The sequence below is a fragment of the Aureimonas sp. AU40 genome, assembly GCF_001463785.1.
Classification (GTDB): domain Bacteria; phylum Pseudomonadota; class Alphaproteobacteria; order Rhizobiales; family Rhizobiaceae; genus Aureimonas.
The window spans coordinates 72,254-88,218 of record NZ_BBWL01000009.1; the positions used below are offsets into that span (position 1 = coordinate 72,254).

The 15,965-nt window shown below is 68.0% G+C and carries 15 protein-coding genes; 3 read left to right on the top strand and 12 right to left on the bottom strand.

Annotation, left to right across the window (positions count from 1 at the left end; genetic code table 11):
- The first annotated feature begins 91 nt into the window (after positions 1-91).
- A complete protein-coding gene (galU, locus tag AUL32_RS03575; RefSeq protein ID WP_061974979.1) occupies positions 92-1,009 on the top strand; it encodes a UTP--glucose-1-phosphate uridylyltransferase GalU in 918 nt (305 codons plus the stop codon).
- 100 nt (positions 1,010-1,109) lie between these two features.
- On the opposite strand, the gene AUL32_RS03580 is transcribed toward galU, so the two are convergent.
- On the bottom strand, positions 1,110-2,834 hold the full coding sequence (locus AUL32_RS03580; protein ID WP_062111815.1) for an outer membrane beta-barrel protein: 1,725 nt from the start codon (positions 2,832-2,834) through the stop codon (positions 1,110-1,112).
- Positions 2,835-3,037: 203 nt separating this feature from the next.
- Here AUL32_RS03580 and AUL32_RS03585 point away from each other — a divergent pair, with 203 nt between their 5' ends.
- Both AUL32_RS03585 and AUL32_RS03590 read left to right on the top strand, forming a co-directional pair.
- Positions 3,038-4,018: a KpsF/GutQ family sugar-phosphate isomerase gene (locus AUL32_RS03585; RefSeq protein WP_082659241.1), complete on the top strand. Its 981-nt coding sequence runs from the start codon at positions 3,038-3,040 to the stop codon at positions 4,016-4,018.
- Between the two features lie 193 nt (positions 4,019-4,211).
- Positions 4,212-5,333, top strand: a complete 1,122-nt coding sequence (locus AUL32_RS03590; protein ID WP_244493058.1) for a sensor histidine kinase — start codon at positions 4,212-4,214, stop codon at positions 5,331-5,333.
- Positions 5,334-5,337: 4 nt separating this feature from the next.
- Here the strand turns inward: AUL32_RS03590 and AUL32_RS03595 are convergent, their stop codons facing one another.
- The 11 genes from AUL32_RS03595 to AUL32_RS03645 all read right to left on the bottom strand — a co-directional run.
- Positions 5,338-5,688: a cytochrome C oxidase subunit IV family protein gene (locus AUL32_RS03595; RefSeq protein ID WP_244497628.1), complete on the bottom strand. Its 351-nt coding sequence runs from the start codon at positions 5,686-5,688 to the stop codon at positions 5,338-5,340.
- Positions 5,685-6,314 (bottom strand): cytochrome c oxidase subunit 3 family protein, encoded by a 630-nt coding sequence (locus AUL32_RS03600; protein WP_062111820.1) that lies wholly within the window; start codon positions 6,312-6,314, stop codon positions 5,685-5,687. Before AUL32_RS03600 ends, AUL32_RS03595 begins: the two co-directional genes overlap by 4 nt.
- Positions 6,311-7,996, bottom strand: a complete 1,686-nt coding sequence (locus AUL32_RS03605; protein ID WP_062111822.1) for a cytochrome c oxidase subunit I — start codon at positions 7,994-7,996, stop codon at positions 6,311-6,313. The genes AUL32_RS03600 and AUL32_RS03605 overlap by 4 nt, the downstream gene beginning before the upstream one ends.
- Positions 7,993-8,955, bottom strand: a complete 963-nt coding sequence (gene coxB, locus AUL32_RS03610) for a cytochrome c oxidase subunit II (RefSeq protein WP_062111825.1) — start codon at positions 8,953-8,955, stop codon at positions 7,993-7,995. Before coxB ends, AUL32_RS03605 begins: the two co-directional genes overlap by 4 nt.
- The gene (locus AUL32_RS03615; RefSeq protein WP_156421308.1) at positions 8,955-9,731 is read right to left on the bottom strand and encodes an SCO family protein; all 777 of its coding nucleotides are present in this window, start codon (positions 9,729-9,731) and stop codon (positions 8,955-8,957) included. Before AUL32_RS03615 ends, coxB begins: the two co-directional genes overlap by 1 nt.
- Positions 9,728-10,252, bottom strand: coding sequence for a hypothetical protein (locus AUL32_RS03620; protein ID WP_062111829.1), 525 nt, complete (start codon positions 10,250-10,252; stop codon positions 9,728-9,730). The genes AUL32_RS03615 and AUL32_RS03620 overlap by 4 nt, the downstream gene beginning before the upstream one ends.
- A complete protein-coding gene (locus AUL32_RS03625) occupies positions 10,249-11,262 on the bottom strand; it encodes a hypothetical protein (RefSeq protein WP_062111831.1) in 1,014 nt (337 codons plus the stop codon). The genes AUL32_RS03620 and AUL32_RS03625 overlap by 4 nt, the downstream gene beginning before the upstream one ends.
- Positions 11,259-11,780: a c-type cytochrome gene (locus AUL32_RS03630; RefSeq protein ID WP_062111833.1), complete on the bottom strand. Its 522-nt coding sequence runs from the start codon at positions 11,778-11,780 to the stop codon at positions 11,259-11,261. Before AUL32_RS03630 ends, AUL32_RS03625 begins: the two co-directional genes overlap by 4 nt.
- Positions 11,777-12,301: a DUF3341 domain-containing protein gene (locus AUL32_RS03635; RefSeq protein WP_062111834.1), complete on the bottom strand. Its 525-nt coding sequence runs from the start codon at positions 12,299-12,301 to the stop codon at positions 11,777-11,779. Before AUL32_RS03635 ends, AUL32_RS03630 begins: the two co-directional genes overlap by 4 nt.
- On the bottom strand, positions 12,298-13,635 hold the full coding sequence (nrfD, locus tag AUL32_RS03640; RefSeq protein ID WP_062111844.1) for an NrfD/PsrC family molybdoenzyme membrane anchor subunit: 1,338 nt from the start codon (positions 13,633-13,635) through the stop codon (positions 12,298-12,300). Before nrfD ends, AUL32_RS03635 begins: the two co-directional genes overlap by 4 nt.
- Positions 13,632-15,965, bottom strand: a 2,334-nt coding sequence (locus tag AUL32_RS03645) for a 4Fe-4S dicluster domain-containing protein (RefSeq protein ID WP_156421309.1), incomplete at its 5' end; no start/stop codon positions are given. The genes nrfD and AUL32_RS03645, both read right to left, overlap by 4 nt.

Consider the following 15,965-nt stretch of genomic DNA (forward strand, 5'->3'; position numbering starts at 1 on the left):
CTAAAACGGGGCATCGCGCCATGCCCGTCGACAGGTCATGCTTTCGTGATTTATGGGTTAGGTCGGGTCCACCCGTTGGAAGGATGAGTGTATGCGCAAGGTCAGAAAGGCCGTATTCCCAGTCGCAGGTTTGGGAACGCGGTTTCTCCCCGCCACAAAGGCCATTCCGAAGGAAATGCTGACGGTCGTCGACCGGCCGGTTATCCAGTATGTCGTCGATGAGGCCCGCCAGGCGGGGATCGAGCATCTGATCTTCGTGACGGGGCGCAACAAGGGCGTCATCGAGGATTACTTCGATATTCAGGTCGAACTGCAGAACACGCTGACCGAGCGCAACAAGCAGATCGAGCTGCAACTGCTGGACAGCATCCAGCCCAAGGCCGGCACGGCGAGCTTCACGCGCCAGCAGGCGCCTCTCGGCCTCGGCCACGCCGTCTGGTGCGCGCGCGATCTCGTCGGCCCCGAGCCCTTCGCGCTTCTCTTGCCCGACATGATCATGCAGTCCGAGGAAGGCTGCCTGAAGAAGATGGTCGAGCTCTACGAGCAGACCGGCGGCAACGTCATTTCCGTCGAGCAGTGCGACCCGGCCGAGGCCCACAAATACGGCATCGTCGGCAAGGGTGGCGAGGTCGGTTCCGGCTTCAAGGTCGACGGCATGGTCGAGAAGCCCAAGAACGAGGAAGCCCCCTCGAACTACTTCATCTCGGGCCGCTACATCCTGCAGCCGGAAATCTTCGACATCCTGTCGACGCAGGAGAAGGGCGCCGGCAACGAGATCCAGCTGACCGACGGCATGCTGAAGCTCGCCCAGAACCAGGACTTCTTCGCCTATCCCTTCACCGGCCGCACCTTCGACTGCGGCTCCAAGGAAGGCTTCATCCAGGCGAACGTCGCCTTCGCCCTGTGGCGTCCCGACATTCGCGGCAAGGTCTTCGACAATCTGCACGAGCTGATGGCGACGGTGGAGCCGCAGGAGCGCCGCGCCACGGAGCGCAAGGCGGCGGAGTAACCGGACCCCTTCCATCCTTATCGAAAGGGGCGCCGTTGGCGCCCCTTTTTCATTCGGGCCGGTTTTCGTTCGGGGCGGTTTTCGTTTGGGGCTGGGCGCCTCAGTTCTGGAGGCGAACGCCCAGGCGCACGGAATTGGCGTCGTAGCTGTTGCCGGCAAAGGCGGCTTCGAACCGGTCGTAGCGATAAAGGCCGGTCAGCGCGAGATGCCGGTTCAGCCAGTAGGTAAACCCCGCTTCGCCGCTATAGACATATTCGTTTGCCAATCGCTCGCGGTCGCGAAGCCCGGCGATCAGCGTGCCGTTGAGGTCCAGCCGCGCGGTGGCGCGGTGACGAAGGCCGAGGCTTATCTGATAAAGCGTCGCCGTGTCGAGCCCCGTGGTCTCGGGCTCGAAGAAGGTCGCGCCGCGCAGGGTCACGTCGGTTCCGCGCCGGGGCGACCAGTTGAGAAGCGCGTCGATCGTCGGGCTGCCGATGGTCGGCAGGCTGTCGTCGTCCGGCAGGTTCCAGGCATAGCCGAGCGCGAGTTCGCCCGAAAACTTCTCGCCGCGATCGAAGCCCAGGCCTCCGCGCAGCGCGGGGATGAGGCTGTCCCGGCTGAGCCCGCCCGTCGTCGCCCGGTCGAAGACGCGGCGGCCGAGGCTGGCCGCAAGAAACGGATGCAGCGCGGCGCGCTCGCTCAGCGTCGCCTTGAGGCCCGCCGTGTAGGTCGTGAAGCTGTCGTCCAGCGAGCGGTTGCCGCCGGCCCGGTCCGACAGGTCGTCGCGCACGGCCTGCAGCGAGGCGGTCGTGTCGAGCTGGCCGAAGCGCTTGTCGAGTTCGGCCCCGAAGGAATAGCGCAGGACGTCGGCGCGCGAGGCGGCGTCCTGCGCCACGCCCGCCGTCAGATCGTCCTGCCGGCTGAAGGACACGGCGCCGCGCAGCACCGCCGTCGTGTCGCGCGTCAGATCCAGCCGCAGCCGGCCGTCGGCGTCGATCTGCGGTTCCTCCTCCAGCGGGCCGGCGAAGTTGCGCCGGTAGGTCGCGGCGGCATTCAGCTCGGCCTCGTGGCGGGACCAGTCCGAGATCAGCCGGGCTGCGAGCGTGGTCTGGCTGAACGCGCCCTTCACGCCGTCGCGCGAGACGGTGAGATTGTCCGACACGCCGAGGCTCTGGTCGAGCGTGAGATAGCCTAGGAACGAGCCGATGCGCGTGCCGAGCGGCGCGAAGGGCTCAGTCGTGCGCGCGCCGGGCACGATGCGGCGCAGGCTGGCGAGCCCGTCGGTCAGGCGCCGATTGCCGATCTCGTCGAGCGTCGGGCTGCGAACCGGGCCGATTGCCTGAAAGAGGCTGGGCGCGCCGGCTTCTGCCGCTTCGGCCCGCAGGGGCGCGGCGCGGCGGGGCGGCGCCTCGACATCTTCCGCTTCCGACGCGCGTGCCGCCGCCGGATCGCGCCGGTTTTCCCGCTGCGAAACGCCGGGATTGTCGAGAAGGCTGGGTGTGGCGTCCGGCAGACGGGTGGAGGGGCCGCTGTCCGGCCGCTCGGAGCCGAGGCGCGCGCCGCGCCCGGTGGAAAGATCCAGACTGCCGGGGCCCATGGGCGGGGCGAGGGACGGGCTCTGCGATCGCAGGGGGGCGACGAGCCGCTGGTCCGACAGGCGGCCGTTGCCGTTTGCGAGCGAGCTTGGCGTGCCGCTTGCTGCATCGGAATCGTCCGTGCCCGCTGCTGCGCTGGAGGCGGCTGAGGTCGATCCCTGCTGGCCGAGGCTCGTGCCGGACAGGAGAGCCAGGCCGCAGGCGGCCAGAATTCCGCAAGCGACAGCGCGGTGTCGAACCCAGACGGCCATGCTCGGTCGGTGTCCTTAGCCTTCGCGCCGGATTGTCCGGCCAAACCAAATCTCACCAAAAGGTAAACCAGCATGGTTAAACCAACCTTGCGGCGGTGTAGGTCGAGGAAAGCGCGCGGCGGTACGGCAAGCGCTTCGGCGGTGGCATTCCCGGCCTCCGGCGGGTAGGACACGCGCATCGGCAATCCGAAATGGCGTTCCTCATGTCCGAGCTTACCCCCTCCGCCGGCATCGCATCGGCGCTTCGCACGGTGGCGACCGAGGCCGAAGGTCTGCGCGAACTGGCTCTGGCCTTGCAGGGGCCGCTCGGGCCCGCCTTTGAACAGGCGGTGGCGCGCATCGCCGCCGTGCCCGGACGGGTGATCGTCACCGGCATCGGCAAGAGCGGCCATATCGGCGCCAAGATCGCCGCCACCTTCGCCTCCACCGGCACGCCGGCCTCCTTCGTCCACGCGGCGGAGGCCAATCACGGCGATCTCGGTATGATCGCCTCGGGGGACGTGGTGCTGGCACTGTCGAAGGGGGGAGAAAGCGCGGAGCTGAAAAGCATCATCGCCTATACCCGCCGCTTTTCCATCCCGCTCGTGGCCATCACTGCCGCCGGCGACTCCACGCTTGGGCGGGAGGCCGATCTCGTGCTCCTCCTGCCGCCGGTCGAGGAGGCCTGTCCGCACGGGCTGGCGCCGACCACGTCGACGCTGATGCAATTGGCGCTAGGCGATGCGCTCGCAGTGGCGCTTCTGGAAGCGCGCGGCTTCTCGCCGAGCGATTTTCGCGTCTTCCACCCCGGCGGCAAGCTCGGCGCCATCCTCACCCATGTCGGCGACATCATGCATCGCGGCGAGGCCATGCCGCTCGTGGCGAGCGGCAGCTCCATGTCGGAGGCGATCCTGGCGATTTCGCGCAAAGGTTTCGGCTGCGTCGCCGTGATCGGCGCGGAGGACCGGCTGCTCGGCATCATCACCGACGGCGACCTGCGCCGCCATCTGGCGCCTAATCTTCTCAGCCGCACGGTGGACGAGGTGATGACCCGCGCGCCCAAGACGATCCGCCCCGACATGCTGGCGGTGAAGGCGCTGGAAATCCTTAATTCCTCCAACATTACCGCATTGATGGTGGTGGAACACGAGCACCCCGTGGGCATCCTCCACCTGCACGATCTCCTGCGGATCGGAGTGGCGTGACGCGAGGGGGATTTACACGTATAGGTTTCATCGTTAGCCGAAAGACTTGAAGTCTTCCGGCTTTGCCGAAACAGTCGCCATAGGCCCGACCGAAGGCTGCTATGAAAGCCTTCGGCAAGGCATGTTGCGTGGAATGACGGACAGGGGCGAGGGGAGGCGGGCACAGATGGCGCCGAACGAGCCGATCAGGGCAATGCGGGTAGAAACGAACTCGATGCACGAGGATGGGGTGATCTGGGACGCCATTCGGTCGGTCGCCTGGGAGAAGACGTCGCTGGGTCCGATGGACGCCTGGCCCTTCACGCTGCGCGCCCTCCTGCGAAGCCTCCTCCTGTCGAAGCAGCCCATGTGCCTGTGGTGGGGGCCTGATCTCCTGCAGTTCCACAACGAAGCCTATCTGCCCATGCTCGGCGCGCGCGCCGACAAGTCGGTGGGCCAGCCCTTCGAGGTTCTGTGGAGCGACGTGCTCGACGGCGTTCTGCCCTATCTCAAGGAAGCGCTGGCCGGACGCGGCACATGGGTCGAGGACTTGCCGCTGACCATGATGCGCAACGGCTATCCCGAGGAGACCTTCTGGTCCTTCTCCTATAGCCCGCTCTTCGACGATGTCGGGCGAATCGCCGGCGTCCTTAATGTCGTGACCGAAACCACGCGGCTGATGCGCGAGCGACAGGAACTGGAAGCGCTGAACCGCAGCCTGTCCGAAAGCCTCGCGCGCCAGGAGGAGGGCGAGCGGCAGCGCCGCGTTCTCCAGCGCGAACTCTCGCACCGGATGAAGAACACGCTGGCCATGGTGCAGGCCGTTGTGACGCAGAGCCTGCGCCACGCGACCTCGATCGAGGAAGCGACGGTGGTGGCCTCCTCGCGCATCCAGGCGCTCGGCCGCGCGCAGGACATGCTGACGGAAACCGACTGGACCATCGCCGACCTTCGCGCCGCCGTGGAAGCCGCCATCCAGCCGCATGTCGACCGGGAAGGGCGCTTCGTGCTCCAAGGGCAGACGCTCGATCTCTCGGCGCAGCAGGCCATGGGCATCGCCCTGGCTCTGCACGAACTGGCAACGAACGCGGTGAAATACGGCGCGCTGTCGGTGGACGAGGGGCGGATTCACCTCAGCTGGGGGCAGGCCGAGGACGGCTCGTTCCAGTTCGAATGGCGCGAGGAGAACGGCCCCGAGGTGAAGCCTGCCAGCCGCAAGGGCTTCGGCACGCGCCTCACCGAACGGGTCGTGCCCGGCTATTTCAACGGCCAGGCGCAGACCGACTTCCAGCCGACCGGCGTCGTCTATCGCCTGCGCGGCCAGCTTTCGGTCTGATCGGCTACTTCCGCAGTAGAAGCGGTGCGTCGGCGGGCTGGCCGCCGGGTCTCGTCTGCTGCTGCTCGATCGGCTGGCGGAACGGGTAGTCGGTGAAGGTGAGGAGGCACAGCGCCGCCAGCCAGAAGACGCCCGCGAAGGCGGCGAGCCGCACGAGCGCCGGCGAGCGCCCGAGCTTCATGAAGACGAGCGCCACGAGACCGGCCTTCGCCAGCGCGATGCCGTAGCTCGCGACGCCGTTCAGCCGCCCAAGCGGGACGAAGGCGAGCGCGATGGTGAGCGCCAGAAGCGCCATCAGCGCCGCGCCCATCAGCAAGCCCTGCCGCCAGAGGCCGCCCTCGCGCGCCGCGCTCACGCTCGGGCGCCGAGGTAAAGCAGCGGAAACAGGAAGATCCAGACGACGTCCACGAGATGCCAGTAGAGGCCGAGCGAGGGCAGAAAGCCTGATCGGCCATAGGCGAGCGAGCCCCGCCGAATACGCCAGATCGTGATGAGGACGATCACGATGCCGATCGTCAGGTGGATCGCATGGATGCCGGTCATTACCCAGTAGAAGCCGAAGAAGAGCTGCGCGCCGGGCTCTTTGAGCGCGAAATGCGGCCCCGGCACGAGGCGCTCGGCGATGTCCTCGCGATATTCGAAAAGTTTCACCACCAGAAAGCCGAGGCCGAAGGCGGCGGTGAGAGCGAGGCAGAGGATCGTCTCGCGCTTGCGCATCTGCTCGGCCGCCTTGTCCGCCACGGCCATGGTGACGCTGGAGGCCAGGAGAATGGCGGTGTTGACGCTGCCGAGCACGATGTTGGTTTCCCGCGCGGCTGCCAGCATGCCCTCCGGATGCAGTTGCCGGTAGACGCTGAAGGCGAGGAACGCCGAGCCGAAGAACAGGATCTCGGTGGCCAGGAAGATCCACATGCCGAAGGCGGCCGCCAGTCGCTGGCGCTCCAAGTCCTCGAAGGGCTCGTGCAGAGCCTGCCCGCTCATGCCCCAGCCCCTTGCGGGTTATGAGGCCGCCGGCCTTCGGGCGCCTCGTGCAGAGGCGCCTCGGTCTCGGGGTGGTAGTCGTAGGCCTGCTCGCGCACCTGCGGCGTCTTGAGGAAGTTCTCGCGCGGCGGCGGCGAACTCGTCTGCCATTCCAGCCCCGTCGCGCCCCAAGGGTTGGCCTCGGCGCGCCGGCCCCAGATCAGCGACCAGCCGAGATAGAACATCGGCAGCGCATAGGCCGCCGCCAGCACCGCCGCCCCGGTGGAGGAGGCGACATGGTAGATCTGAAACTCCGGCGCATATTGGTGATAGCGCCGGTTCATCCCGAGATAGCCCATGAGGAACTGCGGGAAGAAGGTGAAGTTGAAGCCGAAATACATGAGGATGGCGGCAAAGCGCGCCAATCCGTCCGGCGCCATGCGGCCGGTGATCTTCGGCCACCAGAAATGCAGCGCGCCGAAAAAGGCCGAAACCGCGCCGCCCACCATGATGTAGTGGAAATGCGCCACGACGAAATAGCTGTCGGTCACATGCACGTCGACCGGCAGCGAGGCGGTGAAGAGGCCGGACAGGCCGCCCGTCGTGAACAGGCCGATGAAGCCGAGCGCGTAGATCATCGGCGCCTCGAAATAGATCTGGCCGCGATAGAGCGTGAAGGTCCAGTTGAAGACCTTGATGGCCGAGGGCACTGCCACCACGAAGGACAGGAACGAGAAGACCAGGGCGGCCAGCGGCGACATGCCGGCGACGAACATGTGGTGGCCCCAGACGAAGAAGCCGATCACAGCGATGCCGAGAATGGCGTAGATCATCGCAGTATAGCCGAAGACGCGCCGGCGCGAGAAACAGGCGACGAGCTCGGAGATCACGCCGAAGGCCGGCAGGATCATGATGTAGACGGCGGGATGGCTATAGAACCAGAACAGGTGCTGGAACAGGACGGGATCGCCCCCTTGCGCGGGGTCGAAAATCGGCAGCCCGAACAGGCGCTCGGCCATCAGGAGGAGGAGCGTGATGGCCAGAACCGGCGTCGCCAGCACGATCACCAAAGCGGTGGCATATTGCGTCCACACGAAGAGCGGTAGGCGCGTCCAACGCATGCCCGGCGCGCGCAGCGTGTGGATGGTGACGATGAAGTTGATGCCCGTCGCGATGGTCGAGAAGCCGGCGACGAAGACGGCCATGGCCGCCAGGATGACGTAGCCATTGGCGAAGAGCGAGGAAAAGGGCGTGTAGAAGGTCCAGCCCGTGTCCACCCCGCCGAGCACGAGGCAGGCGATCACCAGGAGTCCGCCGACCGTGTTGAGATACCAGGAGAAGAGGTTCAGCCGGGGAAAGGCCATGTCCTTCGCCCCGATCATCAGCGGCAGGAGGAAATTGCCGAAGGTGGTGGGGATCGAGGGCACGAGGAAGAACCAGACCATGACCACGCCATGCAGCGTGAACAGCCGGTTGTAGCCGTCGTTGGAAAAGAAGCGCCCGGACGGCGAGATCAGTTCCAGGCGCATCAGTGTCGCCGCAGCGCCGCCGACGAAGAAGAACAGCGTGATCGAGCCGAAGTAAAGAAGCGCGATGCGCTTGTGATCGGTCGAGAGGAGCCAGGAGCGCAGCGAATGCCCGTCTTCGAGATAGGAGGGCAGTTCGTGTCCGCCGAGCGCGGGCGTCTGCAGGGATCGCGTCATGGGGCGGCGCTCCGCTGGGGGGCCAAAGAGGGGGAGGCAAGCGATCGGATATAGGCGACGAGCTTGGCCAGATCGCTTTCCGACACGGTGCCGGCGAAGCTCGGCATGATCGGCTCGAAGCCGGCGGCGATCTCGCGTCGGGGCTGGAGGATGGAGTCCCGGATATAGCGCTCGTCGGCCAGGACCTTTGTCCCGTCGCTCAACGGGATCTCGCGCCCATAAAGGCCGGCGAGGTCGGGCGCGTGGACGGCGGAGCGGCCGGCATGGCAGCCCGCGCAGCCGAGCTGGACGAACAGCGCCTCGCCTTGCTTGCCGAGATCGTCGCCCTCCGGCTGTTCGGCCAGCCACCGCGCATAGGCGTCCTTCTCCATCACGACGATGGCCCCGCCCATCAGCGAGTGGTCGGTGCCGCAATATTCCGCGCAGAAGAGATGGAACGTGCCGGTGCGGTTGGCCCGGAACCAGCCCTGCGTCAGCCGCCCGGGCAGGATGTCCCGCTTGAAGCGGAAGGCCGGCACCCAGAAGGAATGGATCACGTCTTCCGAGGTCATGGCGAGGCGGATCGGCGTGTCCACCGGCATGTGCAGCGCGTTGATCTCCCGCGCGCCGTTGGGATGCTGCGTCTTGAACATCCACTGTTTGGCCGTGACGTGGATCTCCATGGCGTCACTCGGCGGCTGGAACTCCGACAGATTGGCCGAGCCCGCCCACCAGAAGACGAAGAGAAAGAGAAAGAAGGTTGCCGCCGTCCAGCCGATCTCGAACTCGCGCCGCGCGAGCCGGGGCAGGGCGCCGCGCTTCGCCTTGGAGCCGTGGCGATAGCGCACCGCGAAGGTGACGAGCAGCACGAGAACCAGGAGCAGCACGGCGCCCGACAGGGCGAGAAGCGCGAAGAACAGGCGATCCACCACGACGCCCTGCGTCGAGGCTGCGGGAAGCCAGAAGATCGGCTTGTCCATCACGCCGCCTCCTTGCCCGCCGTGCGGCGCATTAGCAGGGCCAGCAGCAAGGCGAGACCGAGCAGCGTCGCGACGCCCAGCGCGCGCAACACGAGCACGATGTCGGCGGTGTAGACCCCGCGCGCGGGGTCGAAACTATAGCAGCGCAGCGCGATGCGCTCGAACAAACCGCCCGCATGGCCTCCGCTCGCCTCCACCAGGGCTTTCCGCAAAGTGTTGGGCATCAGCGCAAGCGCGCCGAGCGGGCGCACCACCCGGCCCTCTCTGGTAATGGATAGAGCGGCGGCGGGATGGGCGAACTGGTCGGTCTCGGGATCGTATCGGTAGCGATATCCGACCGCCGCGGTGAGCTTGGCGACGTTGGCTTCGTCGGTGCGGGCGAAGACGGCGCGCGGGTCGGCTGCGTTCCCCCAGGTTTCAGCCCGCATGCGCGCGGCGTCGGCGGCTGTGTCCTTCGGGTCCAGCCCGATCACCAAGAGGCCTGCGTCGAGGTCCTGCATGTCGGGGCTAGAGAAGGCGGAGGCGGCGATGCCAAGTGCCGGGCCGCAGACGCCGGCGCAGGTATAGTCGGCAAAGACCAGAAGCCAAGCCGGCCGCGCGGCGAGGATCGCGCGAAGGGACGCGTTCTGCTCCCCGACTTGGAGCAAGGTGTCCAGCGGCAGCGCGGCGCCGGGCGGCGGCTCCAGCGCCACGCCGTCGAGTGCGGCCGGCGCCAGCGCGGCCGAGGCCGGGGCGGCAAGGAGCAGGAGGTAAAGCACGAGAAGCCGGCGCATCATGGGGTTCGCCCCTGCGCCTGCTCGGCGGCGTTCACGGCGCGGGCACGGGCGTTGTCCGGCGCGCCGGCTTCGAGAGGCTGCCAGGCCCGCGCGCCCATCCCGGCTACGAGATCCATGGCCCGGCCAATCGGGATCTCGACGCGCCCGGTGGGTCGGTCCACCCAGCCCGTCCGGTTCAACCGCTCGCTCTGAGCGGCGCTGAGTGTTTCGAGATCGGACCGAGCGTCGATCTGGAGCCTCGGTTCGGGAAAGTCGCTCACCGTCTGCGACGCGGGCATGGGACGAACGACCTCCGCCGCCATCCAATAAAGACCTGTCAGCGAGGCGGCGAGAAACACGACCCACCCCGCGAGGATCGCAAGGATTAGGCCGCTGCGCACGCCGGGCGGTTCGGGATCGTGGCCCTCCGGCTCGGCCCGGTGCAGCCAGCGCCGGGGCAGGGCGGCGAGCCGGCGCAGCGCCGCGAACACGGGGCGAGCGGCGAGACCCTGCCGATGGTCGGAGGACGCTTTGGTGCTCATGCCCGTTGCCCCCCGGCGAGGATCGGGAGCGCGGCCGTCGCACTTAAGAGCACGAGCAGCAACAGCCAGAATAGGGCACCCGGCTCCCAACTCGGCACGGCGAACCAGAGGGCGCGCAGCCCGACCCCGACCGGCACGGCCACTGCGAGCGCTCGGCGCACTTCGGGGGCGCGACGCCAGCTTTTGCGAAACACCGTCAGCACCGGCAGCAGCGCCGCCAGCAGGAAGGCGAGGCCGAGAAGGGAAAGGACCCAGCCGCCCCGCGCGCCATACCAGCGCGCCTGCTCCGGCAGGTTGCCGTCATAGGCCACCAGAAACTGCATGGCGTCGAGATAGGTGAGGCCGAGGGCGAAAGTGGCGGTGAGCTTGGCCCAGTCCTCCGCCCGCTCTCCCGTCGCGCTTCCGCCCGCGAAAGCCGCGCCGGCCAGCAGGAACGAGATGGCAAGGCTCATGGGAAAGGCGGTGGAGCGCAGCGGCTCGGCCAGCGCCAGGACCCAATCCACGCCGGCCGTGCTGACGCTCACGCCGAAGACGAGGAGGCAGAAACCGGCGAGCGCAGGCGAGGGACGCTCGCGCCGGATGACGAAGACCGCCAGCCCGTTCCACAAACCGAGCGTGACCAACGTGCGAAGCGCGAGCGCCGGCGCGCTGAAGTAGAAGCGCGCAGCGTCGGCCTTGGCGATCAGCTCCGGCGAGCCGGCCCAAAGGAAAACGGAGGGCATGAAAAGGAGCGGCGGCAGGGCGAGGCAGCAGACGAAGGGAAGATACCCCGCGCCGGCAAGCAGCGCCGGCCGGGCGCTGCGGCCCCATTCGCCCCCGGTCAGGGCATGAACGAGAAGAAGCAGGACGCAGCCCATCGGCACAGGCAGGAGAGCGAGGAACGCGGCATGGGCAATGCGGGGCGCGGCGACGGGCGCGACTGGGAGCGAGACCGCCAGAAGAAGCGCGAGCGCCGCAGCGGGCATGATCCAACCGCGCCGGTGCGCGACAAAGGATGGCGACAGGCTCATCGCAGCGCTTCCGCCAGATCGGGCACGTCCGCCGCCGGGGCGTCTCGCGACAGTTGCAGGGCGCGGATATAGGCGGCGATCGCCCAGCGATCGCGCGGCTCGACACGGTCTCCGTAGGGCAGCATGGCCCCGTAGCCCTGGCCGATGACCTCGACGAAATGGCTGGCGGGCGCCGTGCGCAGCCGGGCCGAATGGTAGGAGGGTGGCGGCGAGAAGCCGCGCTTCACGACGATGCCGTCGCCGTCGCCCGCCAGCCCATGGCAGGGCGCGCAAAGGTCGCGATACATCCGCTCGCCGCGCTCCACCAGCGGCCGGTCCAGCGGCGGCGGCTCGGCGATGGCGAGCAGGCGCGCGCCCGCACCGCTCGCCACGACCCCCTCGGGCAGCGGTTGCCAGCTCGTGCCGCTGTGCCAAAGGGTGCTGGCCTCGTAGGGGCGCAAGGAGGGCTGCTTTTGCATGTCCTGGCCTGAACAGCCGGCGAGCGCGACGGCGGTGAGAAGGGGGATCGCGCGCCTCATACGGGCGGCACCTCGTGAACGGCGATTGCCCCGAGCGCGCCGAGATGCGCCCGCCCTTCTGCCTCGTCCGCCGGTTCGATCTCCAGAAAGAAGCGGTCCTGCGTGGCGCGGGTGAAGTCCGGCACGCCGAACAGGGGGTGATTCAGCCGTGGCAGGCCGCAGCCGACGAGAAGAGCGACGAAGCCCGAGACGGCCGCGCCGAGAATGGCGAGCTCGAAGATCGCGAAGCCGAAATCCGGCCAGCTGGCGAAGGGCCGCCCGCCGGCGAGGATCGGCAGGATCTGGGTGGCCGAGACCCATTGCAGCGCGACGCCCAGAGCCGCACCGCCAAGACCGCCGAATAGAAGCGCCAGCGGCAGGCGCGACGGACGGATGTCCTCGATCTCGGCGAGCAGCCCCTCGACGGGCAGGGGCGAATAGGCGTCGGTGACGCGGTGGGGGCTGGTCTGGCGCGTCAGCCGCGCGGCGTGGAGCAGCTGCCGGGGGCCGTCGAACTCGCCGAGGAGGCGGGGCGCGCTCATCGCTCGCCCTCCGGCACAAGCTGGCGGACCTCGTGCATGGAGACCGCCGGCATCAGCCGCAGGAAGAGGCAAAAGAGAAAGACGAAGAATCCGATCGAGCCGGCCAGCAGCAGCCCGTCCCAGAGTGTCGGCGCGTAGAGCTGCCAAGTGGAGGAGAGAGGCGGGCGCGACAGCGTGTTGATGATGAGGAGGATGCGCTCGAGATACATGCCGACATTGACGAGCAGTCCGATAGCGATCAGCGCCGGGATGCTTCGGCGCATCGCGGGAAACCAGAGAAGCTGCGGTAGAGCGACGTTGCAGACGAGCTGCGTCCAATAGAGCCAGGCATAGGCGCCGGTGAACTCGAAGGCGACGAGCGTGCGGTCCGCCTCGCTTCCGGCCACCAGGGCTTGGAAGGATTCCGTCGCATAGGACAGGCCCATGACGAGCGAGCCGGCAAGGAGGATCTTGGCCATGGCGTCGAAATGGTCGAGCGTCACCAGCCCCTCGACCCGGAGGAAGGCGCGCACGGCGGCGGCGAGAACCAGCACCATGGCGAAGCCGGAGAACATGGCGCCCACCACGAAATAGGGCGGGAAGATCGATTCGCTCCAGCCCGGCATGGTGCTGGCCGCAAAGTCCATGCCCACCACGCTGTGTACCGAGACGACCAGAGGCACGCCGAGCGCGGCCATGATCCGGTAGAAGCTCTCGTAGCGCGCCCAGTGCCGCGCTGAGCCGCGCCAGCCGAGCGCCAGGACGCCGTAGAACACCTGCGCCCGGCGCGTGCGCGCCCGGTCGCGCAAGGTGGCGAAGTCCGGCAGGGCGCCGACGAACCAGAAGAGAAGCGAGAAGACGAGATAGGAGAGGATGGCGAAGAAGTCCCAGACCAGCGGGCTCTTCCACTGCGGCCAAGCGCCCATCGTGTTGGGATAGGGCGCCACCCAGTAGAAATAGATCGGCCGGCCGAGATGGAGGATCGGAAACAGGCCGGCGATCGAGGCGGCGATCAGCGTCATCGCCTCGGCGAAGCGGTTGATCGAGGAGCGCCAGCGCTGGCGCGTCAAAAGCAGCATGCAGGAGATCAACGTGCCGGCATTGCCGATGCCGATCCACCAGACATAGTTGGCGATCGGAAAACCCCAGACAACAGTCGAGTTGTTGCCGAAAATCCCGATGCCCTGGAACAGAAGCCAGAAGATGCTGCCGCCCATCAGCAGCGTGCCGGCGCAGCCGATGGCGAAGGCGATCCACCAGCCGCGCCCGGCGCGCTGTTCCAGGAGCGGGTCCGACACCGCAGCCGTGACGGAGGCATAGCCGGCGCCTTTCGGCAGAAGGGCGGCGTCGCTCATCCCGCAGCCTCCTCCGGCCCGGCCGGATTGCTGACGGCGGCGAGATAAGTCGTGCGCGGCCGCGTGCCGAGCTCTTCCAGAAGCGTGTAATGGCGGGGGTCGTCGCGGAGAGCCCGGATTGCGGAGGCCTCGCCGTTCAGGTCCCCGAAGCGGATCGCCTTGGTCGGGCAGGCCGAGGCGCAGGCCGTGCTCACTTCGCCCTCGCGAATGCGCCGGCCTTCCGCCTCCGCGTCCCGCCGCGCGCCGGAAATGCGCTGGACGCAGTAAGTACATTTTTCCATGACGCCGCGACCCCGGACGGTGACGTCCGGATTGAGATGGGCGGGGAGCGGGTCCTTGCCGAGATTGGCGTATTCCTGGCCGTTGCCATAGCCGAAGAAGTTGAAACGCCGCACCTTGTAGGGGCAGTTGGCCTGGCAGAAGCGCGTGCCGACGCAGCGATTGTAAACCTGGTTGTTCAGCCCCTCGTGATCGTGGACAGAGGCGCCGACCGGGCAGACCGGCTCGCAGGGCGCCTTTTCGCAATGCATGCAGGGCACGGGCTGGAAGCGGGCGCGCGCTTCGCCCTCGGGTTCGCGATAGCTGTCGATACGCAGCCAATGCATGTCGCGGCCACGGCGGATCTCGTCCGGCCCGACCACGGGCACGTTGTTCTCGGACTGGCAGGCGACCACGCAGGCATTGCAGCCGATGCAGAGATCGGTGTCGATCACCATGCCCCAGGCATAGGTCTCGCCCGGCGGCTGCGCCGCCGTCTCGTAGCTTTGCGTGGGATAGAAACTCTGAGGGGGCGGCGCGGCGGGCCGCAGGCGCTGGCCGGCCAGAAGATCACGCAGCGCCATCGCGGGCGCGATGTCCGGCCCGTGCTCGTCCAGCGTCCAGGGCGTACGCGGCATGGCGTCGGCTTCGCCCGCAACGGTGAGCCGGACGCCGCCGATCTGCCAGGGGCTGGCGGTCGTGCGCAGCTGGTAGGCATCCGTGCCGAGCCCATTGCCGATGGCACCGGCACGGGTGCGGCCATAGCCCAGCGTCAGGGTCAGCGCCCCGCGCGCCTGCGCGGGGTCGAAGAGAAGCGGCGCCTCGACCGCGCGTCCATTCGCCTCGATCCGAACCGCGTCGGTCTCGGCCAGATTGCGCGAGGCCGCGTCCTCCGGGTGGATGCGCAGGGCGTTGGTCCAGACCTCGTGCGTCACCGGACGCGGGCATTCCTGCAGCCAGGCATTGTTGGCATAGCGCCCGTCCCACACGCCGCTGTCGGGGCGCAGCGTCAGGGCGAGTTCGCTTGCAATGGCGGGCGGGGTCCAAGGCGGCGGCGCGGCGGGCGCGTCGAGCGTCAGGGGCGTCGCGGCCGTGCTGGGGATCACGCCGTCCTCCACCACGCGCAGCCACCAGCGCTCGAAATCCTCCGAGCCCTGCCGCTCCGCCCATGTCGTGCGCACGAGATCGCGCGAGGCGGCGTCCCTGTCGCCCAGGAGCAACGCCAGAAAACGGTGCCGGTCCAGCGTCTCGTAGAGCGGGCGGATCAGCGGCTGCGCGATCGCCGCGGTGCCGTCCACGGCGCTAAGGTCAGACCAATGCTCCAGCGGATGGCTTTCCGGCACATGCCAGAGCACCTCCGCCGCCGTCTCATCCGTTTGGAGCCCGAGATGGAGCGAAAAGCCGGCCTTGTGGATCTTCTGCGCGAAATCGAGATCGGCCGGCGCGTCGTAGGCCGGGTTGGCGCCGAGGATCAGCAGCGTGTCGACCCGCCCGGCGTCGAGTTCGTCCGCGAGGGTCGCGATGTCTTCTCCGTGGCCGCGCGGATGCGCGTCCACCGGCTCGATCAGGTCCAGCGCCGTGCCGAAGCTGCCGAGCGCTCCGTTCAGCCAGAGGCCGAGCGCGTGAAGCTCCGGCGGCTGGTCGTCGCCCACGAGGACCAAGGCGCGCGGGCCGGCGGCCATGAGATCTCGCACCAGGGCCTCGATCATCGGATCGTCGCCAGGTTGGGCAAGGGGGTTCTGAAAGCGCCGCATCAGCGTGTCCGCGAAACGCGCGATAGCGTCGGGCGCCAGCGCCCGCCTGTGGTCGGCTACGCTGCCGGTCAGCGACAGCGCGGACTCGACGGCGTAGAGCCGCAGGCCGGGCTCCCGGCGGGCGCGCCGCGCGGCATAGCCCGCCGCATTGCGAAGCTGCGCCGGGCCGAAGCCGAGCGGATCGGCGCCAAGGCAAAGAACGAGGTCGGCCCGCTCCCATTGCGGCAGAAGGTCGAGCCGCCGGCCGAAGGCGATCTCGGCCCCCCCCTGTGCCTGATCGTCATGCACCGCCTCGTGGCGGTAATGCGCCATGGCGGG